The following is a 21587-nucleotide window of genomic DNA, read 5'->3' as shown; positions in this document are numbered from 1 at the left end:
GCAAGAGCGCAGCGATGAGGAGGCTCACCGACCGCCCGCGGAAAGCGAAGTCTTGACACGGAAATCAACAGCGGTGTGTAACAGCGATTACTAAATGATTGAACCTGACACTGTTCTTCTTTAGGGGATAGTATTTCTGTCTAACTACTTCACACGTGTATAATCTAGATTTAGAAGTGTTGTCAAAAGTTTCTAAACTACCATAAGATTAAAGGAATACGGTGGGGGAGAGACGAAAAATAAGTGAATTTTCGGTTGCTTCAGCCGAGACTTATTTTTAGAGTATCGTTCTTATCTCTGTTTCCCGTTTTAAAACCATTTCTAAGTATGTTAAAATTTCTTCCCTCATCTCCGCTCTTTGCAAACCGATTTCCGTGATGGCTTTGATATATCCAAGTTTATCTCCAATATCGTAGCGACTTCCATTTAATTGGAGGGCATGGGTTAATTCTTTCCTGCAAATTTTGCGTAGGGCATCGGTTAATTGAATCTCATTTCCTACACCTTTTTCAATTTTCTGTAGTATGGGGAATATAGAAGGCTGTAAAATGTACCTACCCATAATAGCAATTTGTGAGGGAGCTTCATTATAGGATGGTTTTTCAATTAAATCCTGAACCGCATGCAAATTTCCTTTTTGTTCCCCAGGAGCGATAATTCCATATTTACTTACGTCTGCCGGTTGAACGGTTTGAACACCTATCACATTGGAATGATATTCTTCAAAAATGTCGATAAGCTGTTTTAGTGCTGGTTTTTCGGAAACCATAATATCATCACCTAGAAGGACGGCAAAAGGTTCATCACCAATAAATTGTTGAGCGCATAAAATTGCATGACCTAGTCCTAAAGGTTCTTTTTGCCTAATATAATGGATTTTTGCCATATTGGAAATTCCTCGTAATTCTTGTAGCATAGTGATTTTTCCTTTTTCTTCAAGAGCGTATTCTAACTCAATTGATTTATCAAAATGGTCTTCAATTGACCGTTTGTTTCTTCCTGTTACAATAATAATACTTTCAATTCCAGATTGAACAGCTTCTTCTACAATATATTGAATGGCTGGTTTGTCAACAATTGGCAACATTTCCTTCGGTTGAGCTTTTGTTGCCGGCAAAAATCTAGTTCCTAATCCTGCTGCAGGAATAATCGCTTTTTTTATTTTCAATGGTATCCCTCCCTATAACAAAATTCTATGCTTTGGATCTTCCTCTTAGTGTCCAAATTTGATATAGCATAGCTAAGGAAGCAAAAATAGTTAAATAGGTTAGTATAACCCAGCCAGTAAGTAAATAAGGTTGAATAGCCGTTTGAACAGAAGTACTCGTTAAATACTCTCGATATTTATAACATAAGAAAATGATTGTCATGATAAAAATAGTCCCGGCTAAAATCCCTTCAATGAGTTTACTACGCGTCTTTCCACTTTCAGCTTCATATTGATTAGCCCAACCATCTTTTTTGTTTGCGGATAATTTCTCTAACCATACTTGAGAAAAGGTAATTAAGTTGACCCATAAGTATATTTCGGGACTAATGAGTAGACCAGCTAATATAACATCTATTGGTCTGTGCATAGGAGTTTTAATAGCGAGAATAATATTTAATAAGGATGCTAAGGCAATAGGGATAATCCAAATCCAAGACCAATAAAACTGATCTGTAGCTATTGATATCGTTAATAACAAAACGAATAAAACGCGAACAGCAAGGTCCATAAAGGTTTTTATTTGAGAACGCCATAGTTTTCCTTTATGTTTTGTTTTTACATCTATATCACTGTTTGTTAATAGCTCGACCGTTCCTGATCTCCATTTATTTCGCTGTTGCCGGTAGGTGTGATAGGTTCTCATAGCATCAACAAAACACCGGGCTTTTGGACTAATTAGCGTTTTCCAGTTTGCTTTTTGTAGTTGCCAAGTAAGCAACATATCCTCTACATCACTATCATTTTGCCAAGGGCCATCTAATTTGTTTTTATCTACAATGTCTTGCAGTGCTTCTGGTCGAAACAATGTCGCCTGACCTCCAAGTACATAAGTACTACCGCCATGATATTGAAGATCTAATAACCAACTTGCCATATCTTGTTTTTGTTGATGTGTCCACCACCGTGAAATGGGGCCTCCATACTCACCACTTGCAATTTTCTCTTCATAATGCGGATCGTTTTTTGAAATTAGGCCCTTCTTTTTCGGCATTCTCATCGTGTACTTGGCCATAACCCCGCCGATATTCCGTGCGCTCATCAGTCCATCCCACAGATGAATTAATGCATTTGGTGCGAGTCGACTATCTGCGTCCATCCCAAGTATCCCTTTAACGGATTGCTTATACATTTCTTGATAGGGGGTTAATTGCTTATTATATAAATCTAACGTATCCCCATAAATACTTTTCCAAGCTGCATTTAATGCTCCTACCTTACGTTGTTTATTATTTTGTGTTGTTAAAACTAACAGTCTTAAATTAAACTCTGCTCCTGCCTCTTCTGCTTTTTCAGCTGTTCGATCCGTACAGTTATCAGCAATAACAAAAACATCAAGCTCTACGTCTTTAGGTAAAGATTGATCCCCCAAACCTGCTAAACAATCACGAATTGATTTCTCTTCATTATGCGCCGGGATAAAAACAACAATTCTTGGTTTCATGTACGTTTTCTTAACACCTGAAACATTGATCATATCTTCCATTAAACGCCCCTCCAAAGTAATGAGAAATCACTTACCTTTTTGTTTTTTATACAGAACAGTGAAGGTATATTCAACTATCATTAAAAAGACGCCCCTTCATAACTTAACTAAACAATCTCCGGTTTAATGTCCAAATTTCAACATTTTTAAAAGGGGTATATTCCATGAACTGCACGCTGAATCAAGAAAAATCAATTATTTTAATTTCTTAATATGGAACATATAAAAATATATTCCATAACCACAATAATAGACCAAAGTCCCCGTTTCTTTACCTTTTAATATGAAAAAAGGATTACTAATGGACGTGTTTTGACACATTTACTGTGAACAGTTGCTAAATGATTCAAACGATAATAGTCAAAAAGTAGGGAGGTCGTTCGATCATAGCCGTTTTGTAGAAAACAGGTAAATAAAGAAAGTCAAATTCTGCGATATTCAATTTTGTCATAAATCTTATCTTTTGCTATCTTATATACATAGGAGATGATTCACTTGAAATTTACATCGATTAATACAACGAATATTGATGAGTTATGTATAGCATTTGACAGCTTCCTTTTAGACCATGACATATCATTTAAATATACCAACATGATGGAGGAAAACGGTATTTTATCTTTTGTTTTTTGTAATGATCCTGAGAAAGCTAGATCTGTAGAATTTGATGGGCGACACTGCACTGGTTTAGATACAGAATACATTGCTAAAGAAGTGTTGGAACCTGTTCTTCCAAGGTTGAAAGCATACGCAAGAGTTAAGTCATCTTAATGGGTAATTTTTATTGCGCATTAACGGGCAGTAAAAATCCCACTGATTGAAAGTTCCACTTTATATTTAACATTTGTAAAATGTATTTCACAAATTATTATCAGGTTGTGGAAAATCAAGGTGGATTATTGAGTAATGTTACTATCGATACAGCTATTGCTCATTCTATGTTTAGTCATAGATGAAGTAGGCGATATAGAAGTCTATTTTTGATCTGGTGAGAATTTAGTAAGTAGTACTGGAATTAATGGAGATGAATATTGTTTTTTGAAAAAATAGATTCTATTAAACTCCCCATAGAATATATATAGATTAAGAGGTTTTGTCATTCGCTTGATTTTTTTAATCGTGAATGTAAAAACACTTTACATACAGTTATAAATTTTAAAAGGGGTGAGTATCTATTGAATCAGTTAAGTAAAGAATTTTATTTAAGTGATCAAGAAAAGCTACTAATAGTAAATGGGATTAGACGAGGTTTACATCGATTCTATAAAGAAAGAGACGGAAAATCTGAGCTTTTGACAGAAAGAAATTATTTATCTCGTCAACGTTCATCCTATGTATTTGACTCCTTATACCACCTCACGAACCAACATCCAGAATTAAATGTAATTGCTGAGATACGAAACGCAGGATTGTCATATGAATATTTGTTACTAGTTTTCAAAGACAGAAATATCATGCTGACAGTTAGTCAAGTGAAACACAGAGAAGATTTGCCTGAATATAGCGAATACAGAAATGAGTTTGCTGAAGGTAATCACATTTACAATCAACAATTATCTTTTTTTAAAGATGAAGCACCTTATAAAGAGGGAGTCTATAAGCATCTTATAGTTACATACAACGGACTGAATGGACCAGTGCCAGGTTTCATTTGTATAGGTGCTACTACACCAAAACAAGATTCTTGGGTTTATCATCAAGATTTGACAGAAGGGTTAAAATCAGTTGTTTTACAGCAAGATAACTTACTAGTTTAAGAGGGATCAGCAAATCTCGTAAATGTAGTATCTACTTTAAAAAATGTTATTAACCTCTATTTACGATCGTAATACAAGAAAAGCCTAGCCCACACTAAAGAAAGATTTACAAAAAAGGTGGTAACTGATTAAGGAAGTCTCTTTGGAAATCGACATTACAAAAGGAGTAATAGAGCATCATAATAAATTTTTGAAGGTAGGATCCTTACTGAAATCCCCCATCTCATCATAGTATGCGGTGGGGGATTAGCATTTCTACTCAATTATCGGATTCAACATCACCTTTAGAAAGAAAATAGGAAAGTATACCAGATAAGAGTGCTCCTCCTGCAGTAATCATTATTCTAACTTGAAGTGATAAGTCTGAATGATCCTTAGCAAGTATCCAACTTGCTAAAATGGCAACTATTATCATAGTGGGTATTACTATTTTGAAAAGTTTCACTGTGTCACATCCTTTTTTATAAGGCTGTTTTCGTAAAGTTTGTTGGCAATGGACCGTTCCTTTCCGCCCCAATCCACTCCACTCTATGTTTTCAACCGTTATTAAAAACAACAGTCTTTTAGAAAGGCTGTTTTCGTAAACTTTGTTGTTTTTTCAAAATAATTGTATAGATTAATATTTATGTTAAAATTAACCTATAATTAAAAGATTTTAAACAATAGGAGGTGTGTTCTAAGTGAGTAATGGAGCTTTTATTGCTATTTTTACAAGTTTTATGGGGGCGTTTGTTTGTATAACGGTAGCTATTAAAATGAGAAAAGATAAAAAAAATCAGCCTAAATAAGCCTCAATCAACGAGGTTTATTTTTATGCCATCCTTAACATTTCAATAGTGTTATAATTTGATTTTTGACACGCTGAAATAAGCATTTGTTCTACTTGTTTTTCAAATGCTAAGTTTTTCCCTATTTGAAGCCAACGAAACCAGTAAAGGTAGTTATCCAAATATTTAGTCGCCACGCCTTGGAACCGTTCAAGCCAGTCTTTTAAACGATGGTGAAAGTTATTAACGTGTTGGATATGAAAAATCCCTTTCTTGACACGTTGTTTTTGACGTTCATTAACAGTTTCGTGTTGCAGTTTCTTATTTTTAGCAAACTTCTTGTAGTTCGTAGCTGTATCTGTGCATAGCAAAGCAGACGGGTGAATATAATCACCAATCACAGCGTCAATTTCTTCGGCTTTTACTCGCCCTATTCCAGCTTTACGAGCGATTACACTCCCGTTTCGGTCTTGAGCTACCACAACAGCGATTTTAAGTTTGGAAATCCCTCTCTTTTCGTCTTTTTCCCCACGCTTCTTAGCTTCTCTATGAGTAATTTCTCGACCCTTCATCGACTCACGAAAGAATGTTTCGTCACTCTCAACGATACCTTGTAATTGTTTAAAACCTTGACTGCCTAATGCATTCAGGATTTTATGTCTCCAATAAAATGCAGTGGAAATATGAATTTTTAAACGTTCAGCGATTTTTGGCAGGGTATAGCCTTCGACCATCATTTCAATGTACTTTACCCATTTTTCAGGGTATCGAGAGCCTGAAAATGGAGTGTTCGTCATATCGTTGAAAGACTTCCCACAATCGTTACATAAATAGCGTTGTCTTGTTCGATATTTTCCGTTTCGTTTAACAGACGTGCTTCCACAATGAACACATCCCATACCAGAGGAAAAACGTGCTTCCCTTATTGATTTCAATAGCTCTGTAATTTTGTCTGGTTCATCTGGAAAAAGGTCTTCCTTCATTGCGTTAAACAACGCCATTTGTTCTGATTTTGATAGTTCGCTGAAATCTTCATAGATGTCTAACCACATAGTTGAACGCCTCCCGAAAGCCGTATTATATCAACATTCTATTAATATGGTCAAGAAAGCAACAATCTATGCGAAAACAGCCTTTAGAAAACAGGCTTTTATAAAGATATCTATTGTACTTTAACATAATTTCATAGAATTAGTTTTAATAGACAAAATTTTAGAATGAAATGAGGGGAAATTCTTCATAGTTTGTACAAATTCATTCTATTGCTTCTAAATCCATAATGACACTGTTGTTACAATTATGGTATGGTAAATATTTTTAATATTCTAAAAATATCTACCACTAGACTAAAATAAATAGTAAAATAATGTATATACTATAACTGAGAAATATGGAGGTGATATATATGGATGGAAAACCGATTCATTATGATGGTAGTGTTCAAAATAATGGTATTTTAGAGGGCGAATCAACAGTGAAGGAACAAGTTAAAATGACTGATGAAATGAGGCTTAATATTAGCGGTAATCCTTACACGATTGACCGTATTAGCTAATTTCGAATAAAAAAGGATTTGTTAAAGTAAAGTGTCCTGCTTGTAAAGGACACTTTAAAAGACAAATCCTTTTTTTTATTTGATTTAGAAAACAAATTATAAAAAAAACAAAATAATCTTTTGCAATTACCTTGGAGAACTATTTAATTCAGAGTAATGGTATATATTTTAGTTTTTGATACAAACTAAAATGACTAAAACTTAGTAAAGGAAAGGAGAGGTATAAAATGACAAAAGTACTGTACATCACCGCTCATCCTCATGATGATACTCAATCGTACAGCATGGCAGTAGGAAAGGCGTTTATTGAATCCTATAAAGAAGCCAATCCAGATCATGATATTGTAAATGTTGATCTTTATAAAGAAAATATTCCTCCAATAGATGTGGATGTTTTTAGTGGCTGGGGGAAGCTACAATCTGGTAAGGGGTTTGAGGAACTTTCTTCCGAAGAGAAAACAAAAGTTGAACGTTTATCGGAGCTGTGTGAACAATTTATTTCGGCAGATAAATATATATTCGTAACACCTTTATGGAATTTTTCATTCCCACCAGTTATGAAAGCGTATATTGATTCTGTTGCCGTTGCAGGCAAAACATTTAAATACACGGAACATGGACCAATAGGACTATTAACCGATAAGAAAGCCTTACATATTCAAGCTCGTGGAGGTATTTATTCAGAAGGTCCAGCAGCTCAAATGGAAATGGGACACCGTTATTTAGATATCATGATGCAATTCTTTGGAGTTCCTTCTTTTGAGGGTCTTTTCGTAGAAGGGCATGCTGCATTGCCTGATAAAGCACAAGAAATCAAAGAAAATGCAATTGCACGAGCAAAGGATTTGGCACAAACATTTTAATAAGAAGGAAAGCTACTAACGAATTAGGCTAGTAAAACTTAAATAAAAAATAGGAAAGAAAAAGTGCTATGATTTTCAAAATCATAGCACTTTTTCTTTCTAAATTTCCTCATCGTATTAATGTGATGGTATAACGATGTTTTTAATGAATATTTAAAATATTCGGTTAATATATTGACTAGTGATATAGCGAAAATATATACTAATTCATAGTACAACAATGCATCCAGTGTGTTTATGTTGTCTGTCAATGTTGGTTATTAAAAAGTAGAATACAAACTAAAACTAGTTTTTGATGTAAAAGAGAAGTGCTAGTAGTCCGCTAAAGATTGGTTGCTCTCGGGCTTTGATGTTGTACAGGTCTGCGTCTATGTAGTGGAGTTCATGAATTTACTTCATTAAATATCACTGTACTAATGAAAGAGGTGCTAAATAAAACTTATCATACGGGGAGGAAGTAAAATGCAAGGTCAAAAAGATTCTGTACAGCAATCTCATTCGAAACCGAAAAGGTTGTTTCAGCCGCCAACGTTTGAGTCAGTGGCAGAGGAACGTCAACATATAAAGCAGCGTTTGGCAGCGGCTTTTCGTTTGTTTTCCAAATTTGGTTTTGATGAAGGGGTTGCCGGACACATTACTGCAAGAGACCCTGAAAGAAAAGATCACTTTTGGGTGAATCCATTTGGTATGCATTTTGGACAAATTAGGTCTTCTGATCTAATTCTAGTTAACCACGAAGGAAAAGTGGTTGAAGGGGAGCGTCCGGTAAATCGGGCTGCCTTTGCAATTCATTCCCAAATTCATGCAGCCCGTCCCGATGTGATCGCAGCAGCACACACGCACTCAATTTATGGGAAAACTTGGTCTGCGCTAGGCCGCACATTGGATCCGCTGACGCAAGATGCTTGTGCTTTTTATGAGGACCATAGTTTATTTGATGATTATACTGGTCTCGTATTAGATACAGAAGAAGGTAAAAGAATTGCGGATGCCCTTGGGCAACGTAAGGCTGCTATATTAATGAATCATGGGTTGTTAACTGTAGGGAAAACGGTCGATGAAGCTGCCTGGTGGTTTATTACGATGGAACGCTCTTGTCAGGCCCAACTAATGGCAGAGGCCGCTGGAACACCTCGTCTTATTTCGGATGAAGGTGCAAAGAAAGCTGCTTCTGAGGTGGGAACATCTCCTGCAGGGTGGTTCCAATTCCAACCGTTATGGGATCGAATTGTAAAAGAACAGCCGGATTTATTGGATTAAAAATAAAAAAAGATAATTATTCAGCCTTCCAACTTCATAATGTAGAGGGTACACAACGTATGGTGAAGTAAATCCTACCGAATTTCGGTAGGATTTACTTCTAATTTTATTAGATTAGTTATCCGATTTTTAATTACTTCCGTAGTTTGTTGCGTTATACCATATTGACGATTGAGGAAATATGGTATAGGCGAGGACAGTAAAAGAGCTAGTTTCTAGGCTTTAAACAGAAATTTATGATTTGAACTTTTTCTTTATAAATTGAACAACCGGAGAGAGTTCATCTACTATTGGTTTTAGCTCCTGGATTGAGGAATATATATCAAAAAGCTGTTCCAGGATAATACTATAATCTGAATCGGTTTTTTCTTGTTCAGGTGAGGTAGTCAATCTTAAGTTATTTCGTGCTGGCTTACGATCACCGAACATAATTTGAGAAAAAACGTCTTTTTTTTCTTCCTGAATTTCCTGTAGGTTTTCCTCTCTTTCTCCTTGCATCACTCACCTTCCTCCTTTCTAGTCATGTTCTTTAATAATCTATGTTTTAATAAGTAAATAAGTTTGGACAGAAAAATAAAACAGGTGTTGAAAATAGCAAGGATAGTAAAGGTCGGCAAAATATAAATTTCCTTTCATCTAGACAACTATACAAACAAATTCATTTAAGAATCATAAGATGGTAGTAGATCAACATGAAAGGAGAATTTTTATGGGATTTGGATTTGGATACGGTGGCTGCGGTTACGGTGGCTACGGATACGGCGGTGGAGGATATGGAGCAGGAGGATTTGCTCTAATTGTAGTATTATTTATCCTCCTCATTATTGTTGGTACAGCGTTTGTATAATGAAAGGAAAGGGACTGCCGTACAGGCAGTCCTTTTACATACAAAAAATAACCTAGTAAAAAAGAGATTTTAACACTTTTCATGAAAATACCAGCTCGTTTTCACGTTTCGAGTTTGATTATTATTTTGCATAAAGGACAATTTTCGATAAAATAAAAAGGGATTTTACATTTTAGTGGCTAGAGCTAGACATAGGGGGAAAACCATTGAAACAATCGAAAATTATCTTATTTATGTTACTCCTTTCAGTCGGCATTCTTAGTGCATGTAATCAAAATGCAGCAGAAGTGATTGAGAAGGGAAAAGTAATAATAAACGAAGACACTCAGCAAATAACTTTTTTTGCTGAAATGACAGATGAAAATCTTGAACCGAAAACGACATTCCAAGCCCGATTTTTCCTTCAAGGTGAAACAATGCGTAATGCAGTCGGAACCGATTTAGTCTTCACGGACAAAGAGTTTAAAGTGAAAGATGCTAAAGAAGGTACGGTTGAAGTAAAGAAGACAATGACTCTTCAAGAAGGAAGCGACCTTGAAAAAATAATAAAAGAAATTAAAAATAAAGACGAGGAAGTCGTCACTCTAGAAGTAATTAATAATGATGGGCTACTTGATGACCTGGTTGTCCATAAAGTAGAAAAGGAGTAGCAGTTTTTTGCCGCTTCTCCTTACTTCTCCTGCATTAGTGGGCAGTGAAACTTTCACCGATGTAAAGTTTCACTTTATCTTCTTCGTTCATGATCGGGTCTCTTTAATGCATATAAATCTTCTTCTAATAAAAGCATTTTATCCATTAAGACATCTTTCGAATCCATAATTCCCTGATTATAAAAAACAGGTCCTACTTCTTTATAAAAAAATTCAAACCAGTTTTCTGCAGCAAGTTGACCAATTTCATCCCCAGTTTGTTCATAATAGAAAGTTTGAATTCGACTAACAATTTCATCTTTCTGTTCCTTTGGTATTTTGATTGTCATTTTTGAAAAAATCCTCCTTTCTCCCGTTTTTTTCATCTTAACATAAGAAAGGAGAAGGTAGGGATGGATATCCATTAATCGTGCGGGGAGCGGTCCAGATAGTTAAACAAGGAACTGGTAGTCTAGAATTGCCATCCTTCCCTTGACGAAAAGGGAGCGTATGGATATAATGACAAAAAAGTCGAGGTGTTTGAAATGTTTTGCCAATTCGCAAATTTATCTCAACAACTTCATCATCACACGTAGCTCTGCATTCCCGATGTTGTGGGTCAATGCAGGGCTATTTCTGTTACCCGCACATCGTTTTCTATTTAAGTATTTTCGAAAACGCTTTGTGGGTATTTTTATACCCACAAAGCGTTTTTTTTGTTTTTATAAAAATTCAAGGAGGACTAAGTCATGAAAGAAATTCAATTATTAAAAGGTACGAAAGACTTTTTGCCAGAGGAGCAAGCTGTTCGTAATGAAATTAAGGAGATTTCTGAGTCGGTCTTTAGGAAATATGGGTGTAAGCCGTTAGAAACGTCCATATTAAATCCGTTTGAATTAATGGCGTCTAAATACGGAGGAGGTGCTGAAATTTTGAAAGAGGTATATCGGCTAACAGATCAAGGGGAAAGAGATATAAGCCTTCGATATGATTTAACGATTCCATTTGCAAAAGTAATCGCTCAGAATCCCGAATTAAGAATGCCGTTCAAGCGATATGAAATAGGTAAAGTGTTTCGAGATGGCCCCGTTAAGACGGGGAGACTTCGTGAGTTCACGCAATGTGATGTTGATATTGTTGGCGTGAAAAATATGCTTGCGGAAGCAGAGTTAATGACAATGGCGGTTGATGTTTTTAATAAACTCGGATTAGAAATAGAAATTCAGTACAACAATCGAAAACTGCTTGTAGGAATGTTAAGGTCATTAGAAATTCCAGAGGGAAAAACGAACGCTGTTATATTAACGCTAGATAAGGTAGAAAAAATAGGAGTAGATGGTGTCACCGAAGAACTAAATGAAAAAGGGATAAATACTTTACAAATCACACGGATTGTTGAGTTATTAAAAGATAAAGATTTGTTGGCACTAGATAAACGGAAAGCAATGTTTCAAAATAGTCTTTATAATGAAGGACTTAACGAAATAGCAGAACTAGAAGCGTATTTAGAAGCATTCAACATAAAAGAATTCTGTCGGTTTACCCCATTTTTAGCAAGAGGTTTAGATATTTACACGGGAACGATTTATGAAATATTTTTAAAGAACTCCACTATTACATCATCGATTGGCAGTGGGGGAAGATACGATAAAATTATTGGGAAATTACTAAATAGTGAAAGGGAATATCCAACAGTCGGAATTTCCATTGGTCTAGATGTTGTATATTATGCGTTGAAAGAAAATGGAATTAGTTTAACAACTAATAGTACAGAATTATTAATTATTCCTATTGGGATGGAAAAAGAAGTGTTGACAATTGCTCAGGGATTAAGAAAAACGGGAGTAAAGGTTGAAATCGAAATGATGGGTAAAAAGCTTGCAAAAGCCTTTTCTTATGCAAATAAGGAGAAAATCCCATATGTAATGGTAGTAGGATCAAATGAGGTAGAAACTTCTATCGCAAATATAAAAGAAATGGATTCTGGAAAGGAGATTTCGATTGACTTAAACAAGTTAGATGAAATCTATGCCTTAGTAAAGGGAGAATGCCGAAAATGATTAAACTGAAGGAGTTTAAAAAAAGTGATATCGAGCAGCTGTGTTCTTGGGTTTCAAACGCTACACCTGAATTTGTTATGCAATGGGCGGGACCTTCATTAGAATACCCGGTAACGATAGAAAGGTTAAATCGTTACCTTATCGACAGCTCAAAAAGTGAATCATACATGTATATTTTTAAAGCATTGAATGAAAATAATAATGCCATTGGTCATATTTCTCTGGGGAAAATTGATCACCAAAAACATTCTGCAAGAATTGGAAGAGTGTTAGTTGGAGAAAAAAATGCAAGAGGAAATGGCTATGGTGAAATGATGGTAAACGAAGTGGTGAAATTCGGTTTTAAACAATTAAATCTTTACAGTATCTGTTTAGGTGTTTTTGATTTTAACAGTAGCGCTATTCGCTGTTATGAGAAATGTGGATTTGTAAAAACAGAAGTACTACCAGAATATAGAAAGGTAGGGAGGGAGTATTGGAATTTAGTAGAAATGCGTATTTTAAAACGTGATTGGGAAAAAATAGGTGGATAGTGTTAATCCAGATAATTGGTAACAAAAATGGAACTTCTATGAAGAAACAATCTGTTATCTACTTGTTTTTGAAAATTCAATCTGTTATAGTATAGATAATATTTTTGTTCCGTTTAATTGGATAATTATAAATATAACTTGTTTTGATTAACTGTGAGCAAGAATAGCAAAATAAAGACATGTGCAAACAGCACTAGGAGGTACTAGCTAAATGTTACAAGGTAAAGTTAAATGGTTTAACGCAGAAAAAGGTTTCGGTTTTATCGAAGTTGAAGGTCAAGACGATGTATTCGTTCATTTCTCAGCAATTCAAGGTGAAGGCTACAAATCATTAGACGAAGGTCAAGAAGTTACTTTCGAAATCGTCGAAGGTGATCGTGGACCTCAAGCAGCTAACGTTCAAAAGTAATCTAAACCAAACTATCTAAATAGAGTACGCCACTTGGCGTACTCTATTTTTTTATTAGGGCCTATTTAGTGGAAAAAAGTTTTAGAACAATGATTTCTGGTTTGTTGAATATCCTTTGAGGGATGATGCTATTTCCTAAACCCCTATTAACAATCATTGTGGAGTTTTTGATAGTATATTTTCCTGTTGTATATTTAGGGAGAATCCCTTGATTGGGTGCTACTATTCCACCAACAAAAGGGATCCTAATTTGTCCACCATGAGCGTGACCAGTTAGTATGAGGTCAATAGTATATTCACTATATAAATGGAACATTTCTGGTCGATGAGATAAGAGAATTTGGAAATTATCTTGTTTTTCAATATGCTGTAGAACAGTATCGAGCTCCTCACGCACAATCTTTTTCTCATCAGCTTCCGCTACATTTGCAGGGTCATCGATGCCTATAATATGAATACTATCTTGACCTTTTGTTATTTTTTTATATTTATTATCTAGTAGAGTCACACCAAGTGTTTTTAAACTTGCTTTTAGTTCAGAATATTTTCCTGACCACCATTCATGATTACCACTTACATAATAAACGGGTGCCAATTTGAGAAGTTCCTCCATTAGAGTAAGACTCGCCTTTTTATCGTATTTTTTTTGATCTATTAGATCGCCAGTAAACACGATAATATCGGGATTTTGCTTTTTTATTTTTTGAACTAAATTTTTTTGGTTGTCACCGAAAGATTTACTGTGTAGGTCAGACAATTGGACAATCACATATTCATTAAAACTTCTAGGTATCTTTTTAGATGCTATATGAATGTGCGTCGTTGTTATTGCATTATTTTGATAGTATAAAAATCCACATCCAAACAGAAAAATAGTAATTACTGTAATAAGTATATTTCTTCTTCGTTTCATTTCCACCACACACCCCCTTATAAAGCTCACTTGAAAATACCAGTTTGACGTTTCAGGATATTAATTATATATAATTCCGATTGGATTACTATGATTTTGCTTTTCAACGTAAATAAATTGTAATATAATAAGAGAAACAAAGGTTATCAAGAGTGGACGAGAGAACTGGCTCTTTGACTCCACAGCAACCAGCCTTTTAGGAAAAGGTGCTACTACCAGCGAGGCTTTTGCTTTGAATGATGACAGACGGAATAGGTGCTTTTTGTGTTGATTCAGTGAATAAGAAGCATTTTGTAAAGAGTGACAGATGATTTCCTGTTAACTTATTATACATCGATTCCTCTTGATACCTTTAATAAATTACTGCAAGAAAAGGAGAGGAAAACATGAACCATAACGGATTAGCTCGAGGGTACATGGCAAAAAGTCTACCGGAAGAAAAGTTCTTATACCATGTTGCTGCATGTGTAGAAAAACAACTTAAATATTGGAGTGAAGAAAATTCACTTCTTTTAATTCTTGGAAAAAACACGAACGAATTATTCGTGTCGCAGAGAGAATCTGTATTTCATATTGATATACCCGATTGGATAGTAAAGCAGAAAAAAGGACTGGATCCATATTCGCTAGACAGATACATTTGGAGTGAATTGATCCGCAAAGGGTTAGAAATAGAAAGTAAGTCAAATTATATAAAACTTATTTTAAAATCATTAAAATAACCGGATCTAATAAAAAGAGGCTGGGACAAATGTGCTCTAGGTGAATAAAAATTCGAACTAATTCTTTCATTTGAAGGGAAATTAGTTCGGATTTTTTTATAAGTCTTAATAAAACTTGTTGTTCTTTTTAACTTGTTCTAGCTGTTGATTGGAGTGCAAGACGAAGACTCCTGCGGGAAAAGCGGAACAGGTGAGACCCCGCAAGAGCGCAGCGCATGTTTAGCTCCAGCGGCTAACTCGCTGTGAAAAAGATGAAATCCCCTAAAGGCAAAAAGCGCCTTTTGGGTATTTCCCTATTTTCTTCACGAGCTGACCAAGCCACTTCCGCTTTTCCCGGAGGCTCACCGACCGCTCGCGGAAAGCGAAGTCTTGACACGGAAATCAACAGCGGTGTGTAACAGCGATTACGAAATAATTTAATCTGATATTATTCGTCTTTAGGGGATAGTATTTTAGTTATGTCCCAACCTCTTTTTATGATTTACATGCGAACGAGCATAATTAATGTTATAAAGAGTGCTAGTTGGATTATTTCGCCTATTTTAGGTTTAACGTCAAGGTTTTTATATAGATAAAACCATTTGAGAATAAAAAAACTTGAAAATAATAGTAGTGCTGCAACGGTAACTAGTTTAGGTGGTTGAAAAGCAATAAAAAACACCCCGAAGAAAAATAAAACTCGCGATTGTCCCACATTAAATTCTTCCTCTGTCCTCTTTTTCCCCATAGGAATCCCCCCTGTCGCCGTCTTTTACGAGTATATCAGAATAGGAAATTCTTTTCTAAGAAACTACTATATTTCTAGCGAATAGTAAGAGTGTAAGGAGGTAATAGTTCCGTTTTATATAAAAATTAGAAAGTAGTTTAATTAGCTTACAATGTGGAATGAATGTATGTAACGATACTTTATTGGTTCCTCTAAGTCTTGATATAGGACTTATCGCCCAGTTGATGTGTATAATATAAAAAGAAAGTCATTATACCCTCAAAGATCTTTTACTTATCACGAATAGTGTAGTGAACAAAAGAACTAATTAATCTATATTATGGAGGTAATAAGTGTGGATATTGATCAAATTTTAGAAATGACCGTCGATATTGCAAGAGAAGAATGCAATCCTCCAATATATTATGTTGATATTGATAAATTACTTGATCAACCGGAAGATTTTATAGTGTAAAAACCATAGTTTACCTTAACTAAACGCACATAATTAAAAAAGCTAGGTAAAACTAGCTTTTTTATAGTACAAGAATTTATAAAGGTTATTCCTATATTAGGGTGTCGTGAAAAAGTGGTAGGTGCAATGGAAGTTACTTTATTTTATACTATTGAGTGGAGAACCCAAAATATTATTGAGTTTTAAGAGAGGTTCACAATGGTTAAGTCAATAATTGGGGAGGTGTACAAATGGTAAATATTCTTCGTTTACCAAAGTCTGCAGCGTCTCATGCAAAGCCTGGTATTGGAAAGGCGATACTTTGCATGGGGTGGACGCTTGTTTAACATAACATCGCCTTTGTGAGTGTATATTTCTAATATTCGGCTTTGCACCTTATTTATATTTTATAAAAATAAGGAGCTGGCAGAAATGAAATACGTAAAAGCAACCACAATATTACCCGAGAAGCTAATAATAGAAATTCAAAAATATGTTCAAGGGGAAACAATATATATTCCTAAACCAAAAACGACTTATCAGAAATGGGGTACTCGTTCTGGTACAAGAAAGAATATTGATGACAGAAATGCCTCTATTAAAAATGCGTTTAAAAGTGGCATTTCTATTAGTCAATTAGCAGACGATTATTTCCTTTCAACGGAAACAATTAAAAAAATTGTGTACTCTAAATAAATAGGTACGAGACTGTGGCACTGGTGATCTAGAGAATAGATTATCAGTGCTTTGTGTATGTAGAGTTTGTTTTATAATCATCTTTTACATTGAATAAAATGGGTGAATATTTTAAAGTAAAAACGGGATAAGAGTTAAAACTGCTTGTCTTCGGAAACCCTTCATAGGGTGAAAAAATAATAATTTACAAGGAATGATGAAAATGGAACCCTTCATTAGAAGTGATCAATACAATTTCATTAAAATGCAAACAAAGATTTTAGTAAGTGGGCATTCGACTGCAAACGATGTTGATGTTCTTAATGCACTAAGGTCTCTTTCAATAGAAAAAGTGTTAAATTTGTTTTCGGATATTAGTGATGAGCAGAAACAATTACTAAATCCGATTGTGAAAATTAAAGATAAAGAAGATGCTGGGGAATTTCTCATACAACTAAAGCCGTATGTTATACCCTTTAGAAACATTACAGAACAAACAATAAAAAAGTTATTTCCAAAAGTAAAGAAGTTAAAAGTTCCTTCACTAGAGAACATCGATCTGAAAGAGACTTCCTATTTAGGTTGGAAGGATAAGGGTTCTAATAAAAAATATATTGTAGCGGAGCGCGATAATAAGCTTATCGGTCTACAAGGTACAGTGAAAAGTGCAAATAAAAAAGGGATTTGTACACTATGTAATAGACATGAAGAGGTCGAAATGTTTATTTCTGAAACAAGGGCAACAGCACAAGGAACATTTATTAAAAGAGGGAATTATATATGTCAGGATAGTCAGACATGTAACCAGAATATAACAGAGTTAGATAAATTAAATGATTTTATTACGTTACTAAAAAAATAGGATGGCCGGTAAAGACGTTTCGTTTTAAACGAAGCGTTTTTTCTACATGTAAAAGAATGGGGAAAAGAGTGTTTAGTAGCAATGTCACTCTTTGGCTGGTATTATACTTGGATAAGTTATTTTTACTTGAGGGGTTAGATGAATGAAATCTTGGAAAAAATTCTTTGCTTTTGTTGGTATATTTATTGTAAGTAATATAGTTTTTACTATTATTTCAGGGATCGTTATGACTTATTTTTATGAACCCAGTTTTAATAAACCATCCTTCAATGAAACGAGCGTGGTATACAGAGGCGTATCCGCTTTAATAGCCACTCTATCCGCTATAACAGCCATATTATTTGCTTACAAACCATTCAAAAAACAATCCAAAAGCTAGCTGCTTTACCGATTTAGTGGGCTGAGGGACGGACCTCAGAAGGTGGTTGTTATTTTCTTCTACTTACAATATGACAATTATAACTTAGACAATTCCCACTCGGAAAAAATTGGTCAACCGAAAGATGTAGCAAATTTAATTTGTTTTCTTGTCTCGGAACAAAGGTAATGGGTCACAGGTCAGATCCTCCATTAAGAAGGTGGCTTTCGAAGATAATTTTAGAGGTCCGTCCCTCATCGCTTTAAAGCACTGAGGGACGGACCTTATTTTATTTTGGGTTTTTAGGTTTGTTGGAGACATTCATGTTTTTTTGGTTAGTTCTTGGCTCTTTTGCAAATTCTGTATCGCTTTTGCGTTTTTGCTCTGCATTTTGTTGGCTGTATTTCATGGATGTCCACCTCCTTTGTGTATAATTTGTCCAAGTTTTATATATATACTCTAGTCGAGTATGTGGTACCCGGATGTTAAAGAAGTATTCTCTGACAAGAAATGGTTGGATATACGTGTTGTTCAAGGATTTAATATAATTTTTGCAAATAACAGATGGTTAACAGTAGAGAAATTTAACTCTTTTTCATACGATGGATATAAGGAAGACGTTTGCGAGTATATAACGCAATCAATGTCTACTATTCAAAATTTACTGCCTGCTTTAACTGTTCTTACAAAGGGTGTTGTTTTTTTACGGAAAGTCAACGGGCAGAATGTATAAGTAAAAACAACAATTTATGAGAAAAGAACTTAAATAATTGTTTAACCATATCTAAGTCAGGAATTGCATAACCACTGGTTTTTAATTGGTCATGTTATTAATTTCTTGAAAGTATATAGTAAAATTAGCGATAGGAAAAAATAAGGAGGTGGAAAGTTGAAGAAACCATTTTTATCTGGATTACTTCTTCTAGTTATCTCTTTTGTTACTTCCCTTTTATTAAATGATTGGGAACTCATTTATAAAATCTCAGGAACAATTGGGATTGCGTCGTTCCTGTTTAGTGGACTATTCCTAGGTGCTTATGTAGGTGGTGAACAATTAAGGGCAAATTATAATACTGAAGACAAAATAGATCATGCAAAACGCACTAAATATGCTTACATTTTAATAAGTTTTAGTTTACCTAATTTAATAGGAGGCATTTTAGCTTTTATTTTAATATGAAAAAGTAAAAAGGAGTTTATGGCGGAAGTAGGTGCAGCGCACTTGAACTATATAAACTAATGTTGCATGATGTACTATAGGAGAATAGAAATCAATCTTGGAGGAATTCAGTGAAGTTAATCCATTCGCATCCATACTATAAAGTTGTACGAGAAATTAAAAATAATGAGCAGAATTCCACGGAGGTAAAGGAAACCATCGATCTATATGACAGTCTGATAGCGACTGCTTCAAAGCAATTTCCCTTAAAAAATGTTTCAGATATCTCCTATAAACCATTGTCTGACAGCTATGGATTTCTTTATCTTCACACTAATCAAGGCGTGTTTACGTTTATGGTAAAAGAATCTCCTAAAGCTTTTATTGATGAGTATTTAAAACTAAAATAAGTTGTGCAATGAAACATCAGTTAGATAACTGGTGTTTTTTTAGGCTGTTTTCGTAAAGTTTGTTGCTTTTAAACTACACATTAAGTTTAAGCAATAGGCAGAATGTATAAGTAAAAACAACAATCTATGAGAAAAGAACCTTTATAATTTATAAGCTAAAAATGTGATGAAGGCTAATCGATTGAGCACAAAAGTCGTAACACCTATTTATAAGCGCCTAAGAATATTTCTCTAATAGTTGCAAAAACTACCACTTATCAAAGGTTATCAAGGGTGGTAGTTGAAATGAAGAATCGATTAATCGATTGGCCGACGTTTTTAGGAGCATTTTTCCTTTTATTACTCGTTACGGTTCCGCTTATTATATTTCCAGAAAAAGGTCAGGAATTTGTAAACAGAGCAAACGAGTACATGACGACGAATTTTGGTGTGTTATATCTAATTGTAGGAATTGCGATCTTCTTTTTCCTCATATATGTGGCATTTAGTGATAATGGACAAATTAAGTTAGGGGATAAGGGGGAGAAGCCAGAGTTCAATAATTTTTCTTGGGCTGGAATGCTTTTTTGTGCCGGAATCGGGTCTAGTATTTTATATTGGGCGACGATTGAGTGGGCGTATTATCTACAAGGTCCACCTTTTGGGATTAAACCAGGAACAAAAGAATCAATTGCATGGGCAAGTACATATGGTATTTTTCATTGGGGGCCTATTGCATGGGCGATTTACACGCTTCCCGCACTCCCTATCGCATACTTTTACTATGTAAGAAAAAAGCCTGTTTTGAAAATAAGTGAAGCGACGCGTCCACTGATCGGCAAGTTTGCTGACGGACCAATAGGGACCGTTATTGATATACTATTTATGTTTGGACTGATCGGTGGAGCAGGAACAACATTGGCACTTGGCACTCCGATGATTGCCGAGGGAATAAATCGCTTAACGGGTATTGAAGTTAATATGATTTTAAAAACCCTTATACTATTATTTGTTACATTAATTTTTGCCGTTAGTGCCTACACTGGATTAAGAAAAGGGATCAAAGTTCTCTCAGATGTAAACTTATGGCTTTCTTTATTTCTATTGATTTTTGTGTTTATTTTTGGTCCGACAAGATTTATTTTAGAATCAACAACAAATAGTATCGGTTTATTATTGGATAACTTTTTTCACATGAGTACGTGGACGGAACCGTTTAATGCACTCGGACCTTTTAACAAAACGGAGTTCCCGGAAAGCTGGACTGTATTCTATTGGGCATGGTGGTTAGTGTACGCACCATTTGTCGGCTTGTTTGTTGCGAAAATTTCCCGAGGTCGTACGATAAAACAAATGGTACTAGGAACCATGATTTATGGAACAATAGGAAGTTTATTATTCTTCGGAGTACTCGGAAATTATGGATTGCATCTGCAGTTGACTGGTGAAATGGATATTATAAACATTTTGAACACAGATGGAGCACCGAAGGCTATCGTTAATGTAATAGGCAGTTTGCCTTTGTCTTGGTTTATGATTTTTGTTTTTACCATTCTTGCTATCATTTTTCTCGCGACGACATTTGATTCAAGTTCTTATATTCTCGCTTCTGTTGTTCAAAAAGAAGTGGAGGATGAGCCAGTAAGATGGAACCGATTATTCTGGGCATTTGCCCTTTGTTTGTTGCCACTTGTCTTGATGTTTATTGGCGGGCTAGGTACGTTGCAGACGGCCAGCATTGTCGGAGGTTTTCCACTCCTCTTTATAATGATTATGCTCGGATGGTCGTTTATGAAGGCTTCTACTGAGGATATAAGAGCATCAGAATTCTACGAGCCAAAAACAATTAATTTAAATTATCGAAAAATATTAGATAGGCTGCGGAGAAGGAAAAAGGAGAAGGAAAAAAAAGGGCCTGTTGATGCACATTTTGAGGATGAATGAAATCGTTAAAGCAAAAAGACTCTTAAAGGTGA

25 protein-coding genes and 1 riboswitch are annotated in these 21587 nt (G+C 35.0%); of the genes, 18 read left to right on the top strand and 7 right to left on the bottom strand.

Features of this window, described 5'->3' with window-relative positions; translation table 11 throughout:
- Nucleotides 1-277 precede the first annotated feature (277 nt).
- Complete coding sequence (gene galU, locus ACFSUL_RS06835) at nt 278-1174, bottom strand: UTP--glucose-1-phosphate uridylyltransferase GalU (RefSeq protein ID WP_377934207.1); 897 nt, start codon at nt 1172-1174, stop codon at nt 278-280.
- Between the two features lie 19 nt (nt 1175-1193).
- Complete coding sequence (locus ACFSUL_RS06830; protein ID WP_377933888.1) at nt 1194-2693, bottom strand: glycosyltransferase family 2 protein; 1500 nt, start codon at nt 2691-2693, stop codon at nt 1194-1196.
- Between the two features lie 495 nt (nt 2694-3188).
- Here ACFSUL_RS06830 and ACFSUL_RS06825 point away from each other — a divergent pair, with 495 nt between their 5' ends.
- Both ACFSUL_RS06825 and ACFSUL_RS06820 read left to right on the top strand, forming a co-directional pair.
- A complete protein-coding gene (locus ACFSUL_RS06825; protein ID WP_377933886.1) occupies nt 3189-3464 on the top strand; it encodes a hypothetical protein in 276 nt (91 codons plus the stop codon).
- A 404-nt stretch (nt 3465-3868) separates the two neighbouring features.
- Complete coding sequence (locus ACFSUL_RS06820) at nt 3869-4450, top strand: hypothetical protein (RefSeq protein ID WP_377933884.1); 582 nt, start codon at nt 3869-3871, stop codon at nt 4448-4450.
- Nucleotides 4451-5261: 811 nt separating this feature from the next.
- Here the strand turns inward: ACFSUL_RS06820 and ACFSUL_RS06815 are convergent.
- Entirely contained in the window at nt 5262-6269 is a 1008-nt protein-coding gene (locus tag ACFSUL_RS06815; protein ID WP_377933882.1) for an IS1595 family transposase, read from the bottom strand.
- A 353-nt stretch (nt 6270-6622) separates the two neighbouring features.
- On the opposite strand from ACFSUL_RS06815, the gene ACFSUL_RS06810 reads away from it, so the two are divergent.
- The 3 genes from ACFSUL_RS06810 to ACFSUL_RS06800 all read left to right on the top strand — a co-directional run bounded on the left by ACFSUL_RS06810 (nt 6623) and on the right by ACFSUL_RS06800 (nt 8895).
- Nucleotides 6623-6772, top strand: a complete 150-nt coding sequence (locus tag ACFSUL_RS06810) for a hypothetical protein (protein ID WP_377933880.1) — start codon at nt 6623-6625, stop codon at nt 6770-6772.
- Between the two features lie 227 nt (nt 6773-6999).
- Complete coding sequence (locus ACFSUL_RS06805) at nt 7000-7635, top strand: FMN-dependent NADH-azoreductase (protein ID WP_377933878.1); 636 nt, start codon at nt 7000-7002, stop codon at nt 7633-7635.
- Nucleotides 7636-8097: 462 nt separating this feature from the next.
- The gene (locus tag ACFSUL_RS06800; protein WP_377933876.1) at nt 8098-8895 is read left to right on the top strand and encodes a class II aldolase/adducin family protein; all 798 of its coding nucleotides are present in this window, start codon (nt 8098-8100) and stop codon (nt 8893-8895) included.
- A 234-nt stretch (nt 8896-9129) separates the two neighbouring features.
- Here the strand turns inward: ACFSUL_RS06800 and ACFSUL_RS06795 are convergent, their stop codons facing one another.
- The gene (locus tag ACFSUL_RS06795) at nt 9130-9396 is read right to left on the bottom strand and encodes a hypothetical protein (RefSeq protein ID WP_377933874.1); all 267 of its coding nucleotides are present in this window, start codon (nt 9394-9396) and stop codon (nt 9130-9132) included.
- 208 nt (nt 9397-9604) lie between these two features.
- On the opposite strand from ACFSUL_RS06795, the gene ACFSUL_RS06790 reads away from it, so the two are divergent.
- Both ACFSUL_RS06790 and ACFSUL_RS06785 read left to right on the top strand, forming a co-directional pair.
- Complete coding sequence (locus ACFSUL_RS06790) at nt 9605-9742, top strand: YjcZ family sporulation protein (RefSeq protein WP_377933872.1); 138 nt, start codon at nt 9605-9607, stop codon at nt 9740-9742.
- 206 nt (nt 9743-9948) lie between these two features.
- Nucleotides 9949-10392, top strand: a complete 444-nt coding sequence (locus ACFSUL_RS06785; protein ID WP_377933870.1) for a hypothetical protein — start codon at nt 9949-9951, stop codon at nt 10390-10392.
- Between the two features lie 74 nt (nt 10393-10466).
- On the opposite strand, the gene ACFSUL_RS06780 is transcribed toward ACFSUL_RS06785, so the two are convergent.
- Nucleotides 10467-10721, bottom strand: a complete 255-nt coding sequence (locus ACFSUL_RS06780) for a DUF2164 domain-containing protein (RefSeq protein ID WP_377933868.1) — start codon at nt 10719-10721, stop codon at nt 10467-10469.
- Nucleotides 10722-11120: 399 nt separating this feature from the next.
- On the opposite strand from ACFSUL_RS06780, the gene ACFSUL_RS06775 reads away from it, so the two are divergent.
- From ACFSUL_RS06775 to cspD, 3 genes are all read left to right on the top strand, one after another.
- A complete protein-coding gene (locus ACFSUL_RS06775; protein WP_377933867.1) occupies nt 11121-12431 on the top strand; it encodes a histidine--tRNA ligase in 1311 nt (436 codons plus the stop codon).
- Complete coding sequence (locus ACFSUL_RS06770) at nt 12428-12964, top strand: GNAT family N-acetyltransferase (protein WP_377933865.1); 537 nt, start codon at nt 12428-12430, stop codon at nt 12962-12964. Before ACFSUL_RS06775 ends, ACFSUL_RS06770 begins: the two co-directional genes overlap by 4 nt.
- Before the next feature lie 211 nt (nt 12965-13175).
- The gene (gene cspD, locus ACFSUL_RS06765; RefSeq protein ID WP_071411700.1) at nt 13176-13373 is read left to right on the top strand and encodes a cold-shock protein CspD; all 198 of its coding nucleotides are present in this window, start codon (nt 13176-13178) and stop codon (nt 13371-13373) included.
- A 61-nt stretch (nt 13374-13434) separates the two neighbouring features.
- On the opposite strand, the gene ACFSUL_RS06760 is transcribed toward cspD, so the two are convergent.
- Complete coding sequence (locus ACFSUL_RS06760; protein WP_377934205.1) at nt 13435-14286, bottom strand: metallophosphoesterase; 852 nt, start codon at nt 14284-14286, stop codon at nt 13435-13437.
- A gap of 140 nt (nt 14287-14426) precedes the next feature.
- A riboswitch (SAM riboswitch) is annotated at nt 14427-14532 on the top strand.
- 140 nt (nt 14533-14672) lie between these two features.
- On the opposite strand from ACFSUL_RS06760, the gene ACFSUL_RS06755 reads away from it, so the two are divergent.
- The gene (locus ACFSUL_RS06755) at nt 14673-15008 is read left to right on the top strand and encodes a hypothetical protein (RefSeq protein ID WP_377933862.1); all 336 of its coding nucleotides are present in this window, start codon (nt 14673-14675) and stop codon (nt 15006-15008) included.
- A gap of 481 nt (nt 15009-15489) precedes the next feature.
- Here the strand turns inward: ACFSUL_RS06755 and ACFSUL_RS06750 are convergent, their stop codons facing one another.
- Nucleotides 15490-15735, bottom strand: a complete 246-nt coding sequence (locus ACFSUL_RS06750) for a hypothetical protein (RefSeq protein ID WP_377933860.1) — start codon at nt 15733-15735, stop codon at nt 15490-15492.
- Between the two features lie 865 nt (nt 15736-16600).
- On the opposite strand from ACFSUL_RS06750, the gene ACFSUL_RS06745 reads away from it, so the two are divergent.
- From ACFSUL_RS06745 to ACFSUL_RS06715, 7 genes are all read left to right on the top strand, one after another.
- On the top strand, nt 16601-16864 hold the full coding sequence (locus tag ACFSUL_RS06745; protein ID WP_377933858.1) for a CD3324 family protein: 264 nt from the start codon (nt 16601-16603) through the stop codon (nt 16862-16864).
- A gap of 202 nt (nt 16865-17066) precedes the next feature.
- The gene (locus ACFSUL_RS06740; RefSeq protein ID WP_377933856.1) at nt 17067-17705 is read left to right on the top strand and encodes a FusB/FusC family EF-G-binding protein; all 639 of its coding nucleotides are present in this window, start codon (nt 17067-17069) and stop codon (nt 17703-17705) included.
- A 142-nt stretch (nt 17706-17847) separates the two neighbouring features.
- The gene (locus ACFSUL_RS06735; protein ID WP_377933854.1) at nt 17848-18084 is read left to right on the top strand and encodes a hypothetical protein; all 237 of its coding nucleotides are present in this window, start codon (nt 17848-17850) and stop codon (nt 18082-18084) included.
- A gap of 448 nt (nt 18085-18532) precedes the next feature.
- Nucleotides 18533-18796, top strand: a complete 264-nt coding sequence (locus tag ACFSUL_RS06730) for a hypothetical protein (protein ID WP_377933852.1) — start codon at nt 18533-18535, stop codon at nt 18794-18796.
- 156 nt (nt 18797-18952) lie between these two features.
- Nucleotides 18953-19243: a DUF5316 domain-containing protein gene (locus ACFSUL_RS06725; RefSeq protein ID WP_377933850.1), complete on the top strand. Its 291-nt coding sequence runs from the start codon at nt 18953-18955 to the stop codon at nt 19241-19243.
- Between the two features lie 110 nt (nt 19244-19353).
- On the top strand, nt 19354-19632 hold the full coding sequence (locus tag ACFSUL_RS06720; RefSeq protein WP_377933848.1) for a hypothetical protein: 279 nt from the start codon (nt 19354-19356) through the stop codon (nt 19630-19632).
- A gap of 285 nt (nt 19633-19917) precedes the next feature.
- Complete coding sequence (locus tag ACFSUL_RS06715) at nt 19918-21555, top strand: BCCT family transporter (RefSeq protein ID WP_377933846.1); 1638 nt, start codon at nt 19918-19920, stop codon at nt 21553-21555.
- Nucleotides 21556-21587 lie beyond the last annotated feature (32 nt).

Origin of the sequence: Bacillus seohaeanensis, assembly GCF_042684945.1 — a bacterium.
Lineage (GTDB): Bacteria > Bacillota > Bacilli > Bacillales > Bacillaceae_B > Rossellomorea > Rossellomorea seohaeanensis.
This window is presented reverse-complemented; position numbering and strand designations above follow the sequence as displayed.

What these genes read in the sequence shown, in the direction of transcription:
- ACFSUL_RS06830 (WP_377933888.1), bottom strand. Translation starts at nt 2,693, where the DNA reads ATGGAAGATATGATCAATGTTTCAGGTGTTAAGAAAACGTACATGAAA.
- ACFSUL_RS06815 (WP_377933882.1), bottom strand. Translation starts at nt 6,269, where the DNA reads ATGTGGTTAGACATCTATGAAGATTTCAGCGAACTATCAAAATCAGAA.
- ACFSUL_RS06810 (WP_377933880.1), top strand. Translation starts at nt 6,623, where the DNA reads ATGGATGGAAAACCGATTCATTATGATGGTAGTGTTCAAAATAATGGT.
- ACFSUL_RS06805 (WP_377933878.1), top strand. Translation starts at nt 7,000, where the DNA reads ATGACAAAAGTACTGTACATCACCGCTCATCCTCATGATGATACTCAA.
- ACFSUL_RS06800 (WP_377933876.1), top strand. Translation starts at nt 8,098, where the DNA reads ATGCAAGGTCAAAAAGATTCTGTACAGCAATCTCATTCGAAACCGAAA.
- ACFSUL_RS06790 (WP_377933872.1), top strand. Translation starts at nt 9,605, where the DNA reads ATGGGATTTGGATTTGGATACGGTGGCTGCGGTTACGGTGGCTACGGA.
- ACFSUL_RS06780 (WP_377933868.1), bottom strand. Translation starts at nt 10,721, where the DNA reads ATGACAATCAAAATACCAAAGGAACAGAAAGATGAAATTGTTAGTCGA.
- ACFSUL_RS06775 (WP_377933867.1), top strand. Translation starts at nt 11,121, where the DNA reads ATGAAAGAAATTCAATTATTAAAAGGTACGAAAGACTTTTTGCCAGAG.
- ACFSUL_RS06770 (WP_377933865.1), top strand. Translation starts at nt 12,428, where the DNA reads ATGATTAAACTGAAGGAGTTTAAAAAAAGTGATATCGAGCAGCTGTGT.
- cspD (WP_071411700.1), top strand. Translation starts at nt 13,176, where the DNA reads ATGTTACAAGGTAAAGTTAAATGGTTTAACGCAGAAAAAGGTTTCGGT.
- ACFSUL_RS06760 (WP_377934205.1), bottom strand. Translation starts at nt 14,286, where the DNA reads ATGAAACGAAGAAGAAATATACTTATTACAGTAATTACTATTTTTCTG.
- ACFSUL_RS06755 (WP_377933862.1), top strand. Translation starts at nt 14,673, where the DNA reads ATGAACCATAACGGATTAGCTCGAGGGTACATGGCAAAAAGTCTACCG.
- ACFSUL_RS06750 (WP_377933860.1), bottom strand. Translation starts at nt 15,735, where the DNA reads ATGGGGAAAAAGAGGACAGAGGAAGAATTTAATGTGGGACAATCGCGA.
- ACFSUL_RS06745 (WP_377933858.1), top strand. Translation starts at nt 16,601, where the DNA reads ATGAAATACGTAAAAGCAACCACAATATTACCCGAGAAGCTAATAATA.
- ACFSUL_RS06740 (WP_377933856.1), top strand. Translation starts at nt 17,067, where the DNA reads ATGGAACCCTTCATTAGAAGTGATCAATACAATTTCATTAAAATGCAA.
- ACFSUL_RS06735 (WP_377933854.1), top strand. Translation starts at nt 17,848, where the DNA reads ATGAAATCTTGGAAAAAATTCTTTGCTTTTGTTGGTATATTTATTGTA.
- ACFSUL_RS06730 (WP_377933852.1), top strand. Translation starts at nt 18,533, where the DNA reads ATGTGGTACCCGGATGTTAAAGAAGTATTCTCTGACAAGAAATGGTTG.
- ACFSUL_RS06715 (WP_377933846.1), top strand. Translation starts at nt 19,918, where the DNA reads ATGAAGAATCGATTAATCGATTGGCCGACGTTTTTAGGAGCATTTTTC.